Source organism: Pseudomonas fluorescens (genome assembly GCF_001623525.1).
Lineage (GTDB): Bacteria > Pseudomonadota > Gammaproteobacteria > Pseudomonadales > Pseudomonadaceae > Aquipseudomonas > Aquipseudomonas fluorescens_Q.
This window is the reverse complement of the sequence record NZ_CP015225.1, coordinates 5,436,006-5,451,546: the sequence shown is the minus strand read 5'-3', so window position 1 is coordinate 5,451,546 and position 15,541 is coordinate 5,436,006. Positions and strand designations below refer to the sequence as shown.

The 15,541-nt window shown below is 62.2% G+C and carries 9 protein-coding genes; 1 reads left to right on the top strand and 8 read right to left on the bottom strand.

What is annotated here, in order from left to right:
* Positions 1 to 29: 29 nt before the first annotated feature.
* Positions 30 to 1,130: a glycine-betaine demethylase subunit GbcB gene (gene gbcB, locus TK06_RS23550; RefSeq protein WP_060743118.1), complete on the bottom strand. Its 1,101-nt coding sequence runs from the start codon at positions 1,128 to 1,130 to the stop codon at positions 30 to 32.
* A gap of 283 nt (positions 1,131 to 1,413) precedes the next feature.
* Between gbcB and gbcA the strand changes: the two genes are divergently transcribed.
* Positions 1,414 to 2,709: a glycine-betaine demethylase subunit GbcA gene (gene gbcA, locus TK06_RS23545; RefSeq protein WP_063324047.1), complete on the top strand. Its 1,296-nt coding sequence runs from the start codon at positions 1,414 to 1,416 to the stop codon at positions 2,707 to 2,709.
* Between the two features lie 129 nt (positions 2,710 to 2,838).
* Here gbcA and TK06_RS23540 read toward each other — a convergent pair whose 3' ends face one another.
* The 7 genes from TK06_RS23540 to dgcB all read right to left on the bottom strand — a co-directional run bounded on the left by TK06_RS23540 (position 2,839) and on the right by dgcB (position 15,407).
* A complete protein-coding gene (locus tag TK06_RS23540; protein WP_063324046.1) occupies positions 2,839 to 4,083 on the bottom strand; it encodes a metallophosphoesterase in 1,245 nt (414 codons plus the stop codon).
* Positions 4,084 to 4,110: 27 nt separating this feature from the next.
* Positions 4,111 to 5,979 carry a cytochrome c gene (locus TK06_RS23535; protein WP_063324045.1) on the bottom strand — a complete coding sequence of 623 codons (1,869 nt, stop codon included), beginning with the start codon at positions 5,977 to 5,979 and terminating at the stop codon, positions 4,111 to 4,113.
* Between the two features lie 154 nt (positions 5,980 to 6,133).
* Positions 6,134 to 9,586, bottom strand: coding sequence for a GMC oxidoreductase (locus TK06_RS23530; protein ID WP_063324044.1), 3,453 nt, complete (start codon positions 9,584 to 9,586; stop codon positions 6,134 to 6,136).
* A 1,050-nt stretch (positions 9,587 to 10,636) separates the two neighbouring features.
* Entirely contained in the window at positions 10,637 to 11,203 is a 567-nt protein-coding gene (locus TK06_RS23525) for a GNAT family N-acetyltransferase (RefSeq protein ID WP_063324043.1), read from the bottom strand.
* A 250-nt stretch (positions 11,204 to 11,453) separates the two neighbouring features.
* Positions 11,454 to 12,224: an electron transfer flavoprotein subunit beta gene (locus TK06_RS23520; RefSeq protein ID WP_063324042.1), complete on the bottom strand. Its 771-nt coding sequence runs from the start codon at positions 12,222 to 12,224 to the stop codon at positions 11,454 to 11,456.
* 13 nt (positions 12,225 to 12,237) lie between these two features.
* Complete coding sequence (locus TK06_RS23515; RefSeq protein ID WP_063324041.1) at positions 12,238 to 13,458, bottom strand: electron transfer flavoprotein subunit alpha/FixB family protein; 1,221 nt, start codon at positions 13,456 to 13,458, stop codon at positions 12,238 to 12,240.
* Positions 13,458 to 15,407 (bottom strand): dimethylglycine demethylation protein DgcB, encoded by a 1,950-nt coding sequence (dgcB, locus tag TK06_RS23510; protein WP_063324040.1) that lies wholly within the window; start codon positions 15,405 to 15,407, stop codon positions 13,458 to 13,460. The genes TK06_RS23515 and dgcB overlap by 1 nt, the downstream gene beginning before the upstream one ends.
* Positions 15,408 to 15,541: the final 134 nt, after the last annotated feature.

Genomic DNA, 15,541 nt, shown 5'->3' with positions numbered 1-15,541 from the left:
TCCCTCGCCACAGGGGGCTCACTGCAGGATCAGAACTCGATCCGCACATCCCCCTTCGGCACGCTGCAGCACGACAGGATGTAGCCCTCGGCCTCGTCGTCCTCGGTGATCCCGCCGTTGTGGTCCATTTCCACTTCCCCGCCCAGCTTCAGCACCTTGCAGGTGCCGCAGATGCCCATGCCGCAAGCCTTGGGGATCATCATGCCGAGCTTGGCAGCCGCAGCGTGCACGGTTTCGCCCGGTCCCACGCGAATGCTCTTGCCAGAGGAGGTGAACTCCACCAGGTGCAGGTCCGCCGCATCGACTTCCGGCGCGTCGGCAGCCTGTTCGGCCTGTTCCACGGCGTCGGCGCGGGCTTCCGGTGGTGTAGCGCCGAAGGATTCCTCGTGATAACGCTTCATGTCGTAGCCGGCCGCTTCCAGCAGGCGCTTGACCGCGGTCATGTATGGGGTCGGGCCGCAGCAGAACACCTCGCGCTCGAGGAAGTCGGGCACCATCAATTCCAGCATCTTGTGGTTCAGATAACCGCGATACCCGGCCCAAGGCTCGCCCAGGCCATGTTTTTCGCAGATCAGGTGCAGGCTGAAGTTGTCGATCCGCGACGCCATGTGTTCCAGCTCGCGGTGGTAGATGATGTCCTTGGGCGAGCGGGCGCTGTGGATAAAGGTCATGTCGACATTGGCGTTGGTGTCGTAGAACCAGCGCGCCATGGACATGCACGGCGTGATCCCCACGCCACCGCTCAGGTACAGGACTTTCGGGCTTGGGAAATCGATGGCGTTGAACAACCCCACCGGCCCGTGCACCGCCAGCTCCTGACCTTCATGCAGGGTGTCGTGCAGCCAGTTGGAAACCTTGCCCCCCGGAACGCGCTTGATGGTCACCGAAAAACTGTAGGGCACCGACGGCGAACTGGAGATGGTGTAGGAGCGCATGATCGGCTGGCCTTCGATTTCCAGCTCCAGGGTGACAAACTGTCCCGGCTTGAAAAAGAACATGATTGGCTGGTCGGCCATGAAGCAGAACGTGCGCACATCCCAGGTTTCCTGGATGACTTTGACGCAACGTACGATATGTCGGCCATTGGCCCAGGTCTGGGTCGTGACCGGGTTCAGGAAGTTATTGGACATGCTGATCTCCACGGCCGACTGCCGGCCTTCATGTTGGCGATTGTGCGCAGGCGCCTGAACGGCCATTTACCTATCTGCGACATTCACATACTTATCGCGACCAGCCCTTAACTACCGGGGCTTGCGCGTCGGGAACAGATTGGGCCATGTCGCCCATGGATAAGGTTCGGCCCCTGCGCGGCCCCACACTCGCTCCCACAGACAAACACAATTTTCTGCCTTGCGTAGCACAACCGATCAGCCACTTTTTGATGGTCACGTAGAGGGCCATGAGGATAAAACGATGGACGTCACCACTACCCTGAGCCTGGGCGATCCGCTGGAACCCGCACGCAAGGCCACCGCACAGATGCTACAGGAACGCGAGCGCACGTTCTCGCTGCCTCAGCCGTTCTACAGCGATGAGCGCCTGTTCGATATCGACATGCAGGAAATTTTCCAGAAGGAATGGTTGATCGCCGGCATGACCTGCGAAATCCCGACCAAGGGTAACTACCTGACCCTGCAAGTCGGCAAGAACCCGATCATCGTGATTCGCGGCGCCGACGGCGTAGTGCACGCGTTCCATAACGTCTGCCGTCACCGTGGCTCGCGGTTGTGCACCAGTGACAAGGGCAAGGTCGCCAAACTGGTTTGCCATTATCACCAGTGGACCTACGAACTCGACGGTCGCCTGCTGTTCGCCGGCACCGAAATGGGCGCCGACTTCGACATGAAGCAATACGGCTTGAAACCCGTGAACGTGAAGACCGCCGGCGGCTACATCTTCATCAGCCTGGCGGAGAACCCGCCGGCCATCGATGACTTCCTGTCGACCCTGGCCCATTACATGGAACCCTACGACATGGAAAACACCAAGGTGGCGGTGCAAACCACCTTGATGGAAAAAGCCAACTGGAAGCTGGTCCTGGAAAACAACCGCGAGTGTTACCACTGCGGCGGCGCGCACCCGGAACTGCTCAAGACCCTGCTGGAATGGGACGACGTCACCGACCCGCGCGCCGACCAGGCGTTCAAGGACCACGTGGCCGCCTCCGCCGCCGCCTGGGAAGCCGAGAAGATCCCTTACGCCCACGCCAGTTTCGGCCTGCGCAACCGCATCGTGCGCATGCCGCTGCTCAAGGGCACCGTGTCGATGACCATGGACGGCAAGCAAGGCTGCGCCAAGCTGATGGGCCGCATCAAGAACCCGGACCTGGGCTCGATGCGCATCCTGCACCTGCCGCATTCGTGGAACCACTGCATGGGCGACCACATCATCGTGTTCACCGTGTGGCCGATCAGCGCCCAGGAAACCATGGTTACCACCAAGTGGCTGGTGCACAAGGACGCGGTCGAAGGCGTGGACTACGACGTGGCGCGCATGCGCCAGGTCTGGGACGCCACCAACGACCAGGACCGTCGCCTGGCCGAAGAAAACCAGCGCGGCATCAACTCCACCGCCTACCAGCCAGGCCCGTACTCCAAGACTTATGAGTTCGGCGTGGTGAACTTCGTGGATTGGTACAGCGAGCGCATGCTCAACAACCTCGGGGCCGAGCCAGCGCCATACCTCAAGGGCGTTCCGGTCCAGGGCTAAAACCAGGCGCTTCGGTCGGTGATCGTTCCCACGCTCCGCGTGGGAATGCAGCCCGGGACGCTCTGCGTCCCGAAAGCCGAACGCGGAGCGTCCGTTGAGGCATTCCCACGCAGAGCGTGGGAATGATCATTAGTGAGAAGACCACCGCACACTGCCATCCTCCCCATAAAACGTCTCGACAATCTCCTCCCCCTTCAGCCGCACCTTCACATACCCGTTCAACACCCGCTGCGGATACGCCTCGTCACCCGCCAATTGAGTCTCCGACCACAACACCCCGGCATGCCCGTTCAGCTCGCTGGTGGTGCCGTAGGGGATAGCCCCATGCCCGGCGCAGCGTGCATGCAATCCGCCTTGCGGCGCGTAGCAGATACCGTTGTGCAAATGCCCCCAATACCAATAATCCGGCTCGCGCCCCAAGGCATCGCATACCGGTTGGTAAAGCGCCGTCTTGTGGTGCCCGGAAATATCAAAACCCTGGTGATGACTGAGCACCATGAGTTTCTTGCGCTTGGGCAGGGTCTTCATCCATTCGATCTGCTGGGTGTTGAGGGTGCCGTCCATGTACAAGTTCATGGCGTCCGAGGCGTAGGCGCTGTCGAGGCCAACCACCAGCCAGTCGTCGTTGTACAGGGCAAAGTAGCTGGTGCCTTGCTGCACCGGGAAACGCTTGGACAATTCCTTGAAATAGCCGTGGGCACCGCTGTACATCTCATGGTTGGAATTGAGGGTGAACGCGCCGTGCTTGCCCTGGGGCCAGCCGACCATGTCGACGTCTTCCTGGGAATGGGTGCCGGCGTAATACACGTCACCCAGGTGGATGGTGAAATCGGCCAGGGCCAGTTGCATCTGGTTGGCCACCGCCACCGCCGGGGCATGACTGTCGAACGGCCCGGTGCCCCAGTCGCCGGCGATGGCCAGCACCACGTCGCTGTCCATTTTCACCAGCGCCGGGTTGGTGGCGAACGACGCGTGGTGGCGCAGGTTCTCGATCCACTTGAGCAACGCCTCGCTCCACAACAGGTCCAGCAGTTCCCATTTGCGGCAGCCGAGCAAGGTGCCGTCCTTGAGTACCCGGGTCGGTAGCTCGTCCTCGCTTTGCGGCAAGGGCGTGACGTTGCCGATCTTGAGGATCGACAAGCCGTGGGACAATTCCCATGGCACGGCCGGTTCGTCGTCCGGCAGGTCGCCATGCTCGATGACATGCCGGGCCTGGTCGTGGCCGCGTTGCAGCAGCTTGACGATGGCCTGGAACTCCTCGGGTTCCAGGTCGTTGACGAGTTTTTTCCAAGACATTTCCAACCGCGTGACCAACCCGTGCAGGCGGACCTTGACCTTGTCGAACTCATGCTCCCAATGGTGCAGTAATGACATGTGAACGCTCCTTCGCAATGCCCTGGGCTACAGGGTCTTCATGAATTCGATCAGGGCCCGTTTATCGACGTCCGGCAGCTGCGTGCCATACAGGTGGCCGCCGTTGTGGTTGCCTTCCAGGCGGGTGTCGTATTTGAAATCCGCCGACGCCTTCATCTGCGCGCCGCTGGTGATGAAACCGACCTTCTCCTGGTCGTAGATGTCGGAGCCGGTGTAGAACACCTGCGGACGCAACTGCGGCGGTTGCAGCAAATCCCACAGGGTCGGCACCGAACCGTTGTGCAGGTACGGCGCGCGCAGCCAGATGCCGTCGGTGGGGGTGTTGCTGTAGCTCTGGGTCTTGCGGTAGGCGTTGAAGTCGAACGGCGGTTTCTTGAAGCCGTGGAACGCCGTCACCAAACCTTCGGTGAAAGAATTGAGTCGGTGGGGATCAGTGCCCAACTGGTCAATGTTGGTAGTAACCTGGCCCGTGTCGGTGCGGCCGAAGTCGTGGCAACCGGCGCAGTTTTTCTCCCAGATCGGTTTGCCCTGGGCGACTTTCGCCTGGTCCAGGGCGAACGGCCAGACGGGCGCCTTGTGCCCCAACAGCCAATTGGTCACCCGGTTGAAACTCGGCGGCAATACCGATTGCGGTGTCGCGCCCACGGCCATGGCCGCGGCGTAATTGCGCTCATGGATGTTGTTGTTATTGCCATCCCAGTGCAGATACAGGGACTCGCGGGGTTTCTGGTTCCAGACCTGCGGCAGGTCCACAGTGCCGATGGTGGAGTCATCCGGGAAGCCGAACACCACCATTTTGGTCGGGTTGAAGGTGTCGGTCCGCCCGGGGCCCTGGGCCGGACGCAGCTTCTGCCAGGCGTAGGCCTGTTTCTGCTTGAGCAGCGCACTCTTGGCCATCGGGATGATCAGGTAACGGTTGTACAGCTTCTCGAAAAAGCCCAGTTGGAACTTGCCGTTGATCGCCGCCATGACCGCATCCGGGGTGAATTTCGGATCGCTGGCGCAATCGTAGGCAAACCACTGGAAGGCTTGCAGTTGCAGGGTGTTGGCCGGTGCGCTGGCGACCGGAACGGCGACGTCGCTGGCGTTGGCCCGGTAGGAACCGGTGTGACACAGGGCGCAGTTCGGTTCCACCGTGGGGTAGCCGAGCTGCCGCTTGGCCATGCCGATGGGCAGGTCGTTGCCATTTTCGTAGAGGAAGCCGAACACCTCGTAACCGCCCGGCTTGGGCAGTTTCTCCGGGCACATCTGCGGCAGCACGGCGAACAGGTAGTACGGAATCCGCGCCTCGATGCCCAGGCCGATGGCGGCGTATTTGTAATGGTCTTCATCGGAGGCGAAGTCTGGCTGCGGCACTTCGCGGATCATCTGGTACCAGGTCTGGTAGCCGATGAAGCCCAGCACCAGCACGACCACCAGCGTGCCGACCTTGAAACCGTGGCTGTGCCAGCGCCGCGCCCAGCCGGCGCGCCACTCTCGCCAACCGGCGCAGAGCAAGGTCAGTGGCCGATTGGCCAGCGTGCTACCCAGGTACAGCAGCACGCCCAGGATCAGGAACATGCTCAGGTCGCCCATCAACATCGGCACGAACAACTGGCCCTGGTTGTTGGTGTTGATCAGGTAGATCCAGAACACCACCGCCACCAGCCGCGACAGCACGCACAACCACGAATGCACGACGAAACGCGGCGCGTTGAACCCGGAGGGCATGTAGAACAGGCTGATCCCCACCAGCAACATGCCGGCGTTTTCCAGCCAGGGATCGGACAACACGGGCGGCAAGCCGAGCATGGACGTCAGCAACGCCGGCGCGAACAGCGCCGGGATCGCGAAGAACATGTTCATCACAATGCCCACCCAGATGATGCGTTGGAACCAGCGGATGTAAGCGTTCATGGCATCCTTTTCCTTATTCTTGGCCCAGAGCAAAGCTTTTGTGGCGAGGGAGCTTGCTCCCGCTGGGTCGCGCAGCGGCCCCCAGCTCTCAGAAGCGACGACTGCTTCGCAGCCGAGCGGGAGCAAGCTCCCTCGCCACGGGTCAGTTGCGCGCCTAGCCGAGCGCAGTCTTCTCCAGGTGCTCAAGAATGATCGGATAAACATCCACCACCGCATCCTTGCCGAACATGCAGTCGATGTGGCCGTAGCCCGGCACTTCGTGGCGGCTGAACAATTGCGGGCCGTGCATATCGCACAGTCGCTCATAGGTCTTGAGGGTGCTCTGCGGCAGGTAGCACTGGTTGTCGGCGCCGCTGATGAAGCAGATCGGCAATTTCAACCGATCGAAATGCGGCATGTAGACGTCGTTGCCCTTGAAGTCCACCAGGTGCCCCTTGCGCACGATCAGCGCCAGGTGCTCGAAGGTCTGGATGTTCGACTCGCCGAACAACTCATGCAGGTTGTCGTGCAGGGTTTCGTTGAGGGTGTCGTGGCGGTATAGCGACGCATACATGAACGTGATGCGATGGCAGACGGGGTTGGTGCAATAGCCCTGGGCCTCGATCCGGGCATAGCCGTTAAGGGCCTTGTCGTAGAGTTTGTTAAACCAGCTTTCCTTGGTGTCGGCGTAAGCCGTGAGGGACTTGATACCGATGGCATCGAGCATCCCCGGCAAATGCAAACCGGCTTTCAGACCGGTGGCGGTGGCCACCACCGTGTCGGCGGCGATCTGCGAGCAGACCACCGAACGCACGCCCTGCAACCCCGCCAGCATCGACATGAAGAACGTCGTCGCGCCGTAGCAATGCACCACGCACTGCACGTCACGGGCCAGGGTCGCTTGCTGGATCTGCTCGATGGCGGCCTTGAAATCGTACTGGGCCACCTGGTCGCCGTTCCATTCGTGCTTGCTGGCCGGCAGCAGGATGCTCACCCGCAAATCCAGCAGCCAGACGTCGTATTCGTGCTTGCAGAGGTATTCCAGCAGGTTGGTGTGAATGGTGTCAGTGGAGAAAATATTCGAGCCCACGCCCAGGCCATGAACCAACATCACCGGGCCTTTGGTGCCGGCTTGGTAACGGGTCAGGCGCAGCTCGACGTTGTCTTCGGTCTGGAAGAAATGCACCATCGGTGGCGGCGCATCCAACGGCCGTTTCAACCGGGGCGGCGCGTCCGGGTTGAAGTAGACGTCGCCGGCGAAGACACCGCCGTAGCTCTCCCACAAGATGCCGGCAAAAAACTTGCCGAACCGCGCCAGCGCCTCCACGCGCTCACGTTCATTGCGGGCATTGAGCACTTTCATGGTGGTCATTTGCTTGGCGAAGTCGGTCGGCAGAATGTGCATCACCCCCGAACCGATCACCGCGCCAGTCTTGTCCGGCCCGCGATAGAGCGTGACATAGAGCGTGCTGGTGTCATGCCAGATGTTCAGCACGCCGTTGTCCTCGGGCACGGTCTTGAAGGCGCTGAAGTAGTAATCGTTGCCGTCCTCGGCGGTCAACTTCATGTCGTAGTTCATGTGCCGTACGCCAACCTGTTCCTGGTACTGCTCGAACAGGTTGAACACCCCATTGCTGGCCACCAGCGGTTGCGGTGAGAGCAGCGGTGCATCGAGAGTGCCCACCAGGGTCGCGGCGTGTTCCGGCTCCTTGATCAGGCGGTTGAGGTCGACGGCGGTGATGGTCAGGGTGAATTCGATGGATGAGTTGTCGGCCCTGCCCCGCTTGACCGCTGCTTCGTACAGGCTCAGATCGGTGCCCTGGGGCTGGATGAAGGCTGTGGAAAAGTAGCCCTTCATGGTTTCGGTGAACTGCACGCCGAGGGTCGGCGCGGCCACCGGCTTGCGCGGGGCCGAGGGCAGCGTGTAGTCGATGGTCCAGCCGCGGTCGGCTGCCAGCAACCCCATGTTGCGCTCGCTCACGGCCGAGATGGTCAGCAACGGGTTGACCGCCAGGGACGTCGGGATCACCGCACCGTCGGTCACGTACAAGCCCGGGTAGACATCCGTGCCACTGGCGCCACTGAACACCTGGCCCTTGTGGTTGACCACGCCTTGGGTCGCATCCTCGCCCATCACGCAACCGCCCAGAGGATGGACCGAGACGATGCTGTGCTTGAGCAGCTTGGTCCAGATCGGGTTCTCGACCCAGATCCCGCCCAGGGCCTTGGTGCTCTGGTGCAGCCGCTCGTTGCCGAGGGTGACGTTCTCCTGTTCGCCGACGCCGGGCCAGTCGATGCGTAACTGGTCCTTGTTGTCGAGCACCATGCGGCCCTTGGCGTCGTCGTGGCTCATGATCAGGTAGGTCTGCATGTTATGCAGCGCGCCGTAATAAGGGCCGCGCAGGAAACTCTCGGCCTCCCGGCCTTTGTATTTGAGGCTGGCCCCGAAACCGGTGTCGGTGGGCACGCCTATCATCCCGGCAAACGCCGCCATGCTCGGCACCATGGCCCGACCGAGGGCGCCGGGAATCGAACCTTCCTCGATGACCATGCGGCTGCGCCAGTCACCCTCGGTGCGCATGTCGATGACCGAGGTGATGCACGGCCCCACCGGTTCCAGTTCCTTGGCCGAATGGGCACCGAAACCAATACCGTTGATGACCTGGTCGCAGTTGTGGCCGAAGCCGAGGATGTCGCCGTTGCCGCTCATGTGCTCGCCCAGTTGGTCGGACATGGACAGGCCCTTGTCCCGCGAGCGCAACATGATTTCGGTGGAACCCAGGGTGCCGGCGGACACCACCACGATGTCAGCACGCACGAACAGGGTCGGCGCCGAGAACATCTCGCGACCGCTGTCCAAGTACTGGAAGTGCACGATCCAGCCATCGCCGTCGCGCTCCAGGTGCCGCACCTCGGCCTGGCAGAAAATCTCCGCGCCGTGGTTCCAGGCATCCGGCAGGTAGTTCATCAGCGTGGTGTTCTTGGCCTTGTTGTTACAGCCCGAAACGCAATCACCACAACCATTGCACGGCAGTTGTTCGACGCCGACGTGGTTGAGGTTGTTGGGCAATTTGTCGAAAGTCACGTTGATCGGCGGCTTGTAGAAATGCGCGCCTTGCTTGAGGTAATCGGCGGACTTCTTGTGGGCATCGAGCTTGGGCAGGTTTGGTTCCGACGCCGGATAGGCGTTGGGTTTGAGCATCTCCCGGGCCCGTGCGTAGCCATCCTTGAGCAGCGTGTCGCGGTGCTCACGCACCGCCAGGGGCCAGCGCGGGTCGTCGAACACGCCAGGCTCCGGCTCCAGCGCAACGTTGGCATTGATCAACGACGTGCCACCCAGGCCGCAACCGACCACCACGTTCTGCTGGGCGTTAACGTGCAGGTCGAACAGCCCGGTGCGCGAACCGATATGCCCGTCCGGGTCATGGACCTGCAGTTCCTCGGTGGCCGCGAGCAGGGTGTTGGGGTATTCGCCGGGCTGGATCTCCCGGCCACGCTCCAGCAGGCACACCTTGCGCCCGGCCCGGGACAGGCGCGAGGCAGCAATGCCGCCACCGTAGCCGGAACCGATGACGATGACGTCGTAGTGCTCCTGGATATCACTGATGGGGGTCGAGATCCGTGTCATGTTCAAGTCCTCAAGGCAGAAGGGGCAACTCTGCGGTTGCCTGCAAATCGACAGGCGCACGAACGCCTGGCCACTATCCCGTACGGGTTCGAGCGGCAGTCAGCGGTGTTACGGGGAAACGCGGGAACCTGCTGGGGCGCTATAGCCGCGCACGCAGATTGACGGCACGGCGAGCGGGCCGTTTGGGCAACGAGGTGGGACGCGTCGGGACGCACGTCGCAGGAGAAAATGAATACGAGCGAGGGGGTTGGCTATCCATCATGTGTTCTCCCTGAACCTGATGTGGATAAATGAGCGATGTCCTTGTGCCATGGAGTGAAGACAGCCCACAGACCCTCGTCAAGGGTATGACTTAGAACTGTATGAAATTTGATCTATCACGATTTGCGCTATGCCCGCCGTGGCTTGCAGCGTTTGGCGAACAAGTTATCCACATGACCACCCACAGCAAATGGGGACAAGTACGTGTATGTCCGGCATTTTTCCACCGACAAAGTGAATAAAAACCGTGACTTATGAACAATGACGGTTTTACCGGCCCATCGGTTGTTTTTTGATCAAATACCTGTAAGCCATGCCTGGCAAGGCGTGTGGCGGTAAGCGAACACCTTATCCACAGAAGCGCCAACAGTGTTTGGGGGTAGTTTTGACGATTCTGTGGAAAACCCTTCTGACGGCTTGTAAATCGCGGTTTCACGGAGGTTTTCCTGATAAAAATGGCTGTTTGATCATTTTATGACCAGCCCACGGAAGCCCCCGGTTCGTATGGCTTGTAGCGTAGAGCGAACATCTTATCCACAGAAGCGCCAACAGAGATTGGGGGCAAGTGTTGTTATGCACCCGAGCTTATTCACACACAAAACCCATGAAAAACCGTAGGTTAGCCTGTCTATTTTTTGAGCACTGCCCTGGAGAGCCCGATTGGCGTGGTGTACCGCGAGGGGCGAACAGGTTATCCACAGAGGCGCGCACAGGGATTGTGGGTAACCCCATACTTACCTGTGGGACCGGGCCAACCTGTGCCCCGCGCCAGGGTTTGCGCCGTGCCGGTCAAGGCCGATGCATGAGGTAGGCGGCGCCCGTTACCTGAATCATCGGATGCGGGACAACCTGACAGGTCTTGACGATGCTGAAGCCATGGCGCTCGTAAAAGCGCCGGGCGCCGGTGTTCGCGGCATAGTCGATCAAGCTCAGGCCCTTGAGCTCCAACTGATCGGCACGCTGCTGGGCCCGCTCGAGGAAACGCACGCCCAACCCCTTGCTGCGCCAACCTTCATGGAGGGCCAGGCTGGAGATATAGAGGGTGTCGGGGATTTCCATGTCGGCGTAGGGCGCCAGGACCGGGTCTGTCACGGGGGCCGCCTGTGGATCATGACGTGTGACATAAGCGTGCATCATGCCAATGACCTGGCCGTTGGCCTCGGCGACAAGGCAGTTCTGGTAGGAAAAATCGACATCTTCCCGGGCATAACGCGCGGCGCCCACGTCAAGGAGATCCTGGCCTGGCTCCGCCAGCTGGCTCCAGATGTAATCCGATGCACCCTCCGAGGAGATCCGGAACAAACGAGCGATCTCGTGTGTATCCGTGGGCAAGGCCGGACGAATTGCTACTTCCATTGAGGGGACTCCATTGGCGATGAAACGACCTTTTTTACCCACAGGCGTGAGACGCGGCAACCCGCCAGGCCAGTGGTTTTATGGCCGGATGTTGCAGCAGGTCAGGCGGGTGTTTTGAGCGCAGGCCTGGATGGCCTTTGCGGCGAAGCCGGACAGGTTATCCACAGAGGCCCACAGCAACGGCGGGCAAACACATGCCCCCCTGTGGGAGCGAGCTTGCTCCCACAGGGGGACTCAGGTGTTCCTGGGTTTAGCGAACAACCCCTTCCTCAATCAACAGCTTGAGAATCGCCTCGGCCCCGGCCTCAGGGCTCACGCCCTTGAGCACCTGCCCGCCTCCGCCACTGGCCTTGGCCGTGGCGGCTTTCATGCGGTCGGCGCCGCTCTTGGCCTTGATCACTTTCAAGCGTTTGGGGCGTGGCTTGGCCGGTTGCAGGGTCGCCACTGCCAGCAAGGTGTCATCGAGCACCTCCACCTCTTCAGCGTGCAACGCCCCGCGCCGGGCCGGGCCGTAGGCGCTTTGCCGAGGTTTTGGCGCGGCGTTATCCACAGTGGCCAGGAACGGCAGGCGCACTTTCAGGCGACGCCGTTGGCCACGAGGCAAGGCTTGCAGCACCAGGGCCACACCGCCGTCGATGGATTCGACCTGGGCCAGCCCCACCACCAGCGGCCAACCGAGATTCTCGGCCAGCAGGAACGGCAGCATGCCCGAGCCTTCACCGGTTTCCGCCTGGCTACCGGTGAGCACCACTTGGGCGCCGGCATCACGCAGGTAATCGGTCAGGGCCGGCAGGGCGTCGGCGCCGACGGGGTTTTCCAGCACGTGCAATTCATCCAGGCCCATGCCCAGGTAGGCGCGCAGGGCCGGTTCGGCCACGTCACCGGCGTGCAGCACTTGCAGGTCGCTGCCGGCCAGTTGCAGGCCCAGCTCCACGGCCCGGGCGTCCTGTTCAGCGCGCCGGGGGCGCCCGGAAGTGGGGTGGGCGCCGATGGACACGAGGCTGATCACTTGGGTACTCATCAACTTATCCTTCTTAAGCCGCATCGCGCTTGGCTTCGTTGCGGTAAGTCTCTACCGCCGCGATCAAGGCCTGGAGAATCGCCGCGCTGTCACCGATCACCGACAGGTCTGCCCGTTTGATCATGTCGCAGCCTGGGTCGAGGTTGATTGCCACCACCTTGTCGCAGGCGCCAATGCCCTGCAGGTGCTGGATTGCCCCGGAAATCCCCACGGCCACGTAAACCCGCGCCGTAACCCAAGTGCCGGACGCACCGACCTGGCGATCGCGGGCCATGAAGCCGTCGTCCACCGCCACCCGCGAAGCGCCTTCGGTGGCGCCCAGGGCCGCTGCGGTCTGGTGGAACAGTGCCCAGTCCTTGACCCCGTTGCCGCCGGAGAAAATGAATTCGGCCTCGGCCATCGGGATCGCCCCCGGGTCCACCGCCACCGCGCCGAGGTCTTCGATACGCGACAAGCTGCGGGCCACGCTTGTGGATAACTCCACCGGCAAGGCTTCGTGGCGGGTTTCGCTGACCGGTTCAGCGCATTCGGCCGCTGCCAGGATCAAGCGCGCCAATGGCCGGGCCAGGTCTTGCAGGCCGGCACCGGCGCGGCCGATGCACTCTTCGCCCTTGACCTGCCAGACCCGCGTGGCCGGGCGTTCGCCCAGGGCCGCCGCCAAGCGCCGGCCCAGTTCGCCGCCACCGGTGCGACTGTCGGGCAGCAACCAATGGCGGGGGTTGAATTGGTTATCCACAGCCCGTAGGCCCTGGACCCGTTGTTCCGGTGCATAACCGCTGAATTCCTCGCCATCGAGCACCAGCAAGCGGTCGACACCGGCCGTGGCGAAGGTGTTTTCCTTGTGCTCGCCGAAGACCACCGCCAGCACTGCACCGTCCGTACCTGCAAGCTGATGGGCCAGGCCCAACAGATCGCGGTCGTGGCTGCTCAAGCGGCCCCCGACCATGTCCGGCACCACGCTGATGTAGAACGCCGGTTGCGGCACCTGATGCAACGGCAGTTGCACTTCAACGGCGGCAGTACGCTTGCTCGCGCCTCCCTGCTGGGCGCCGCTGCGGTCGATGCGCTTGATGCCGTTGGGACCGATGAAACCGATGCCATGGACATTTTTGCGAATGACGCCGTTGGGCCCCATCCAGCTGTGTTGCACCGGTTGCATGGCCGCGTGCAGCGGGTGCAGGCGGTTGCGGGCGATCCACTCGGCGCGAGGGTCGCGGCGGATGATGTCGCTCATTAATGCACCTCCGCGGGTTCACGTTTGACCGGGATCACCGGTTTGCTCGGGGCCGCGTCTTCCAGCAGCGCGTCGGCCACCAGTTCGGCGATGTCCTTGATCATCGGCCGCGGCTCGACCACGCCTTCGAGCATCGCGGTGCACTGTGGACAACCTACCGCCACCAGCTCAGCGCCGGTTTCGCGGATGTCTTCCATGCGCATGTCGGGAATCCGCTGCTTGCCCGGGATGTCGGTGATCGGCGCACCGCCGCCACCGCCGCAGCAACGCGAACGGAAACCGGAACGCTGCATCTCCTTGACCTCGATACCCAGCGCACGCAGCACCTGGCGCGGCGCCTCGTATTCGCCGTTGTAGCGGCCCAGGTAGCACGGGTCGTGATACGTCACGCTGTCGCCCTTGTGCTGGCCGAGGTTCAGGGCGCCGGCGTCGATGATTTCCGCCATATAGGTGCTGTGGTGCTGCACCAGGTAGTTGCCATCGAAGGCGCCGTATTCGTTTTTCAGTACGTGGAAACTGTGGGGGTCACAGGTGACGATGCGGTTGAAGCTGTATTTGGCCAGGGTCTGGATGTTGCGTTTGGCCAACAGCTGGAACGTCGCCTCATCACCCAGGCGCCGGGCCACGTCGCCGCTGTCGCGTTCTTCGAGGCCGAGCACGGCGAAGTCGATCTTCGCCGCCTTCAGCACTTTGACGAACGCCCGCAGGGTGCGCTGGTTGCGCATGTCGAAGGCACCGTCGCCGACCCAGAACAGCACGTCGGTGGATTTCTTCTCGCTGAGCAGGTTCAGGTTCAGGTCCGCCGCCCAGTTCATCCGCCCGCCCGGGGCAAAGCCACCTGGGTTGTCGGTAGCGATGAGGTTTTCCAGGACCTCGGCACCTTTGTTTGGCGTGGCGCCTTTTTCCAGAGTCAGGTGACGACGCATGTCGACGATGGCATCGACGTGCTCGATCATCATCGGGCATTCCTCGACGCAGGCCCGGCAGGTGGTGCAGGACCACAGCGTCTCGGCGTCCACCAGGCCATTGACGATCGGCTGATGAGGATTGCCGCCGTGTTCGCCCACGGGTTTGCCCGGGTATGGGCTGCCAGCGAATTTCGCATCGGTGCCACCGGCCAGGCCGACGACCATGTCCTGGATGAGCTTTTTCGGGTTCAGCGGCTGGCCCGCGGCAAACGCCGGGCAGGCCGCTTCACACTTGCCGCACTGCACGCAGGCGTCGAAACCCAGCAGTTGGTTCCAGGTGAAATCCCTGGGTTTCTCGACGCCCAGCGGTGCCGCTGGGTCGTTCAGGTCCAACGGCTTGAGCCCGGTGGAACGACCGCCGCCAAAACGCTCGGCGCGGCGGTGCCAGGCCAGGTGCAAGGCACCGGCGAAGGCGTGCTTCATCGGCCCGCCCCAGGTCATGCCGAAGAACAGTTCCGACACGCCCCACAGCACACCGACACCCAGGACCGCCGCCACCAGCCAACCGCCGAAGTTCTCCGGCAGGATCCCCGCCACCGGCAGGGTCACCAGGAAGAACGATGCCGAGAAGGCCAACAGGCTTTTCGGCAGGCGCATCCATGGGCCCTTGGACAAACGGGCCGGCGGATTGCGCCGACGCAGATAGACGAAGATCGCACCGACAAACATGACGGCCGTCATCAACAGCAAGGCGTAGCCGAGGAAGCGGTTATGCAGGCCGAAACCATGGACCAGTATCGCCAGCACCACCGACGCCACCGCACCACCGGCCGTGGCCACGTGGGTGTTGGCAATGTATTTGTCCCGCGCCACCACATGGTGCAAGTCCACCATGTAGCGCTTGGGCATGGCGAAGAGGCCGCCGATCAGGTCGACCTTGGACGGTCGCCCCCGGCGCCACATATTCACCCGCCGCAAGGCGCCGAGGACCGCGAGGCCCAGGGCTGCGAACAGCAGGATAGGAAGAAGGGTGTTCAGCATAGGTGTTGCTCCCAAAGACGCAGGATCATGTGCGCGCCAGTGAGAGCGACGCACCTACTTGTGGCGAGGGAGCTTGCTCCCGCTGGAGCGCGAAGCGCTCCCAAAACAGCCCCAGGCGTAAACCTGATGCTTCT

Excerpts from the sequence above, each read along its gene's own strand:
- TK06_RS23525 (WP_063324043.1), bottom strand. The coding sequence starts at position 11,203 with ATGGAAGTAGCAATTCGTCCGGCCTTGCCCACGGATACACACGAGATC.
- gbcA (WP_063324047.1), top strand. The coding sequence starts at position 1,414 with ATGGACGTCACCACTACCCTGAGCCTGGGCGATCCGCTGGAACCCGCA.
- TK06_RS23515 (WP_063324041.1), bottom strand. The coding sequence starts at position 13,458 with ATGAGCGACATCATCCGCCGCGACCCTCGCGCCGAGTGGATCGCCCGC.
- TK06_RS23520 (WP_063324042.1), bottom strand. The coding sequence starts at position 12,224 with ATGAGTACCCAAGTGATCAGCCTCGTGTCCATCGGCGCCCACCCCACT.
- TK06_RS23535 (WP_063324045.1), bottom strand. The coding sequence starts at position 5,979 with ATGAACGCTTACATCCGCTGGTTCCAACGCATCATCTGGGTGGGCATT.
- TK06_RS23530 (WP_063324044.1), bottom strand. The coding sequence starts at position 9,586 with ATGACACGGATCTCGACCCCCATCAGTGATATCCAGGAGCACTACGAC.
- gbcB (WP_060743118.1), bottom strand. The coding sequence starts at position 1,130 with ATGTCCAATAACTTCCTGAACCCGGTCACGACCCAGACCTGGGCCAAT.
- TK06_RS23540 (WP_063324046.1), bottom strand. The coding sequence starts at position 4,083 with ATGTCATTACTGCACCATTGGGAGCATGAGTTCGACAAGGTCAAGGTC.
- dgcB (WP_063324040.1), bottom strand. The coding sequence starts at position 15,407 with ATGCTGAACACCCTTCTTCCTATCCTGCTGTTCGCAGCCCTGGGCCTC.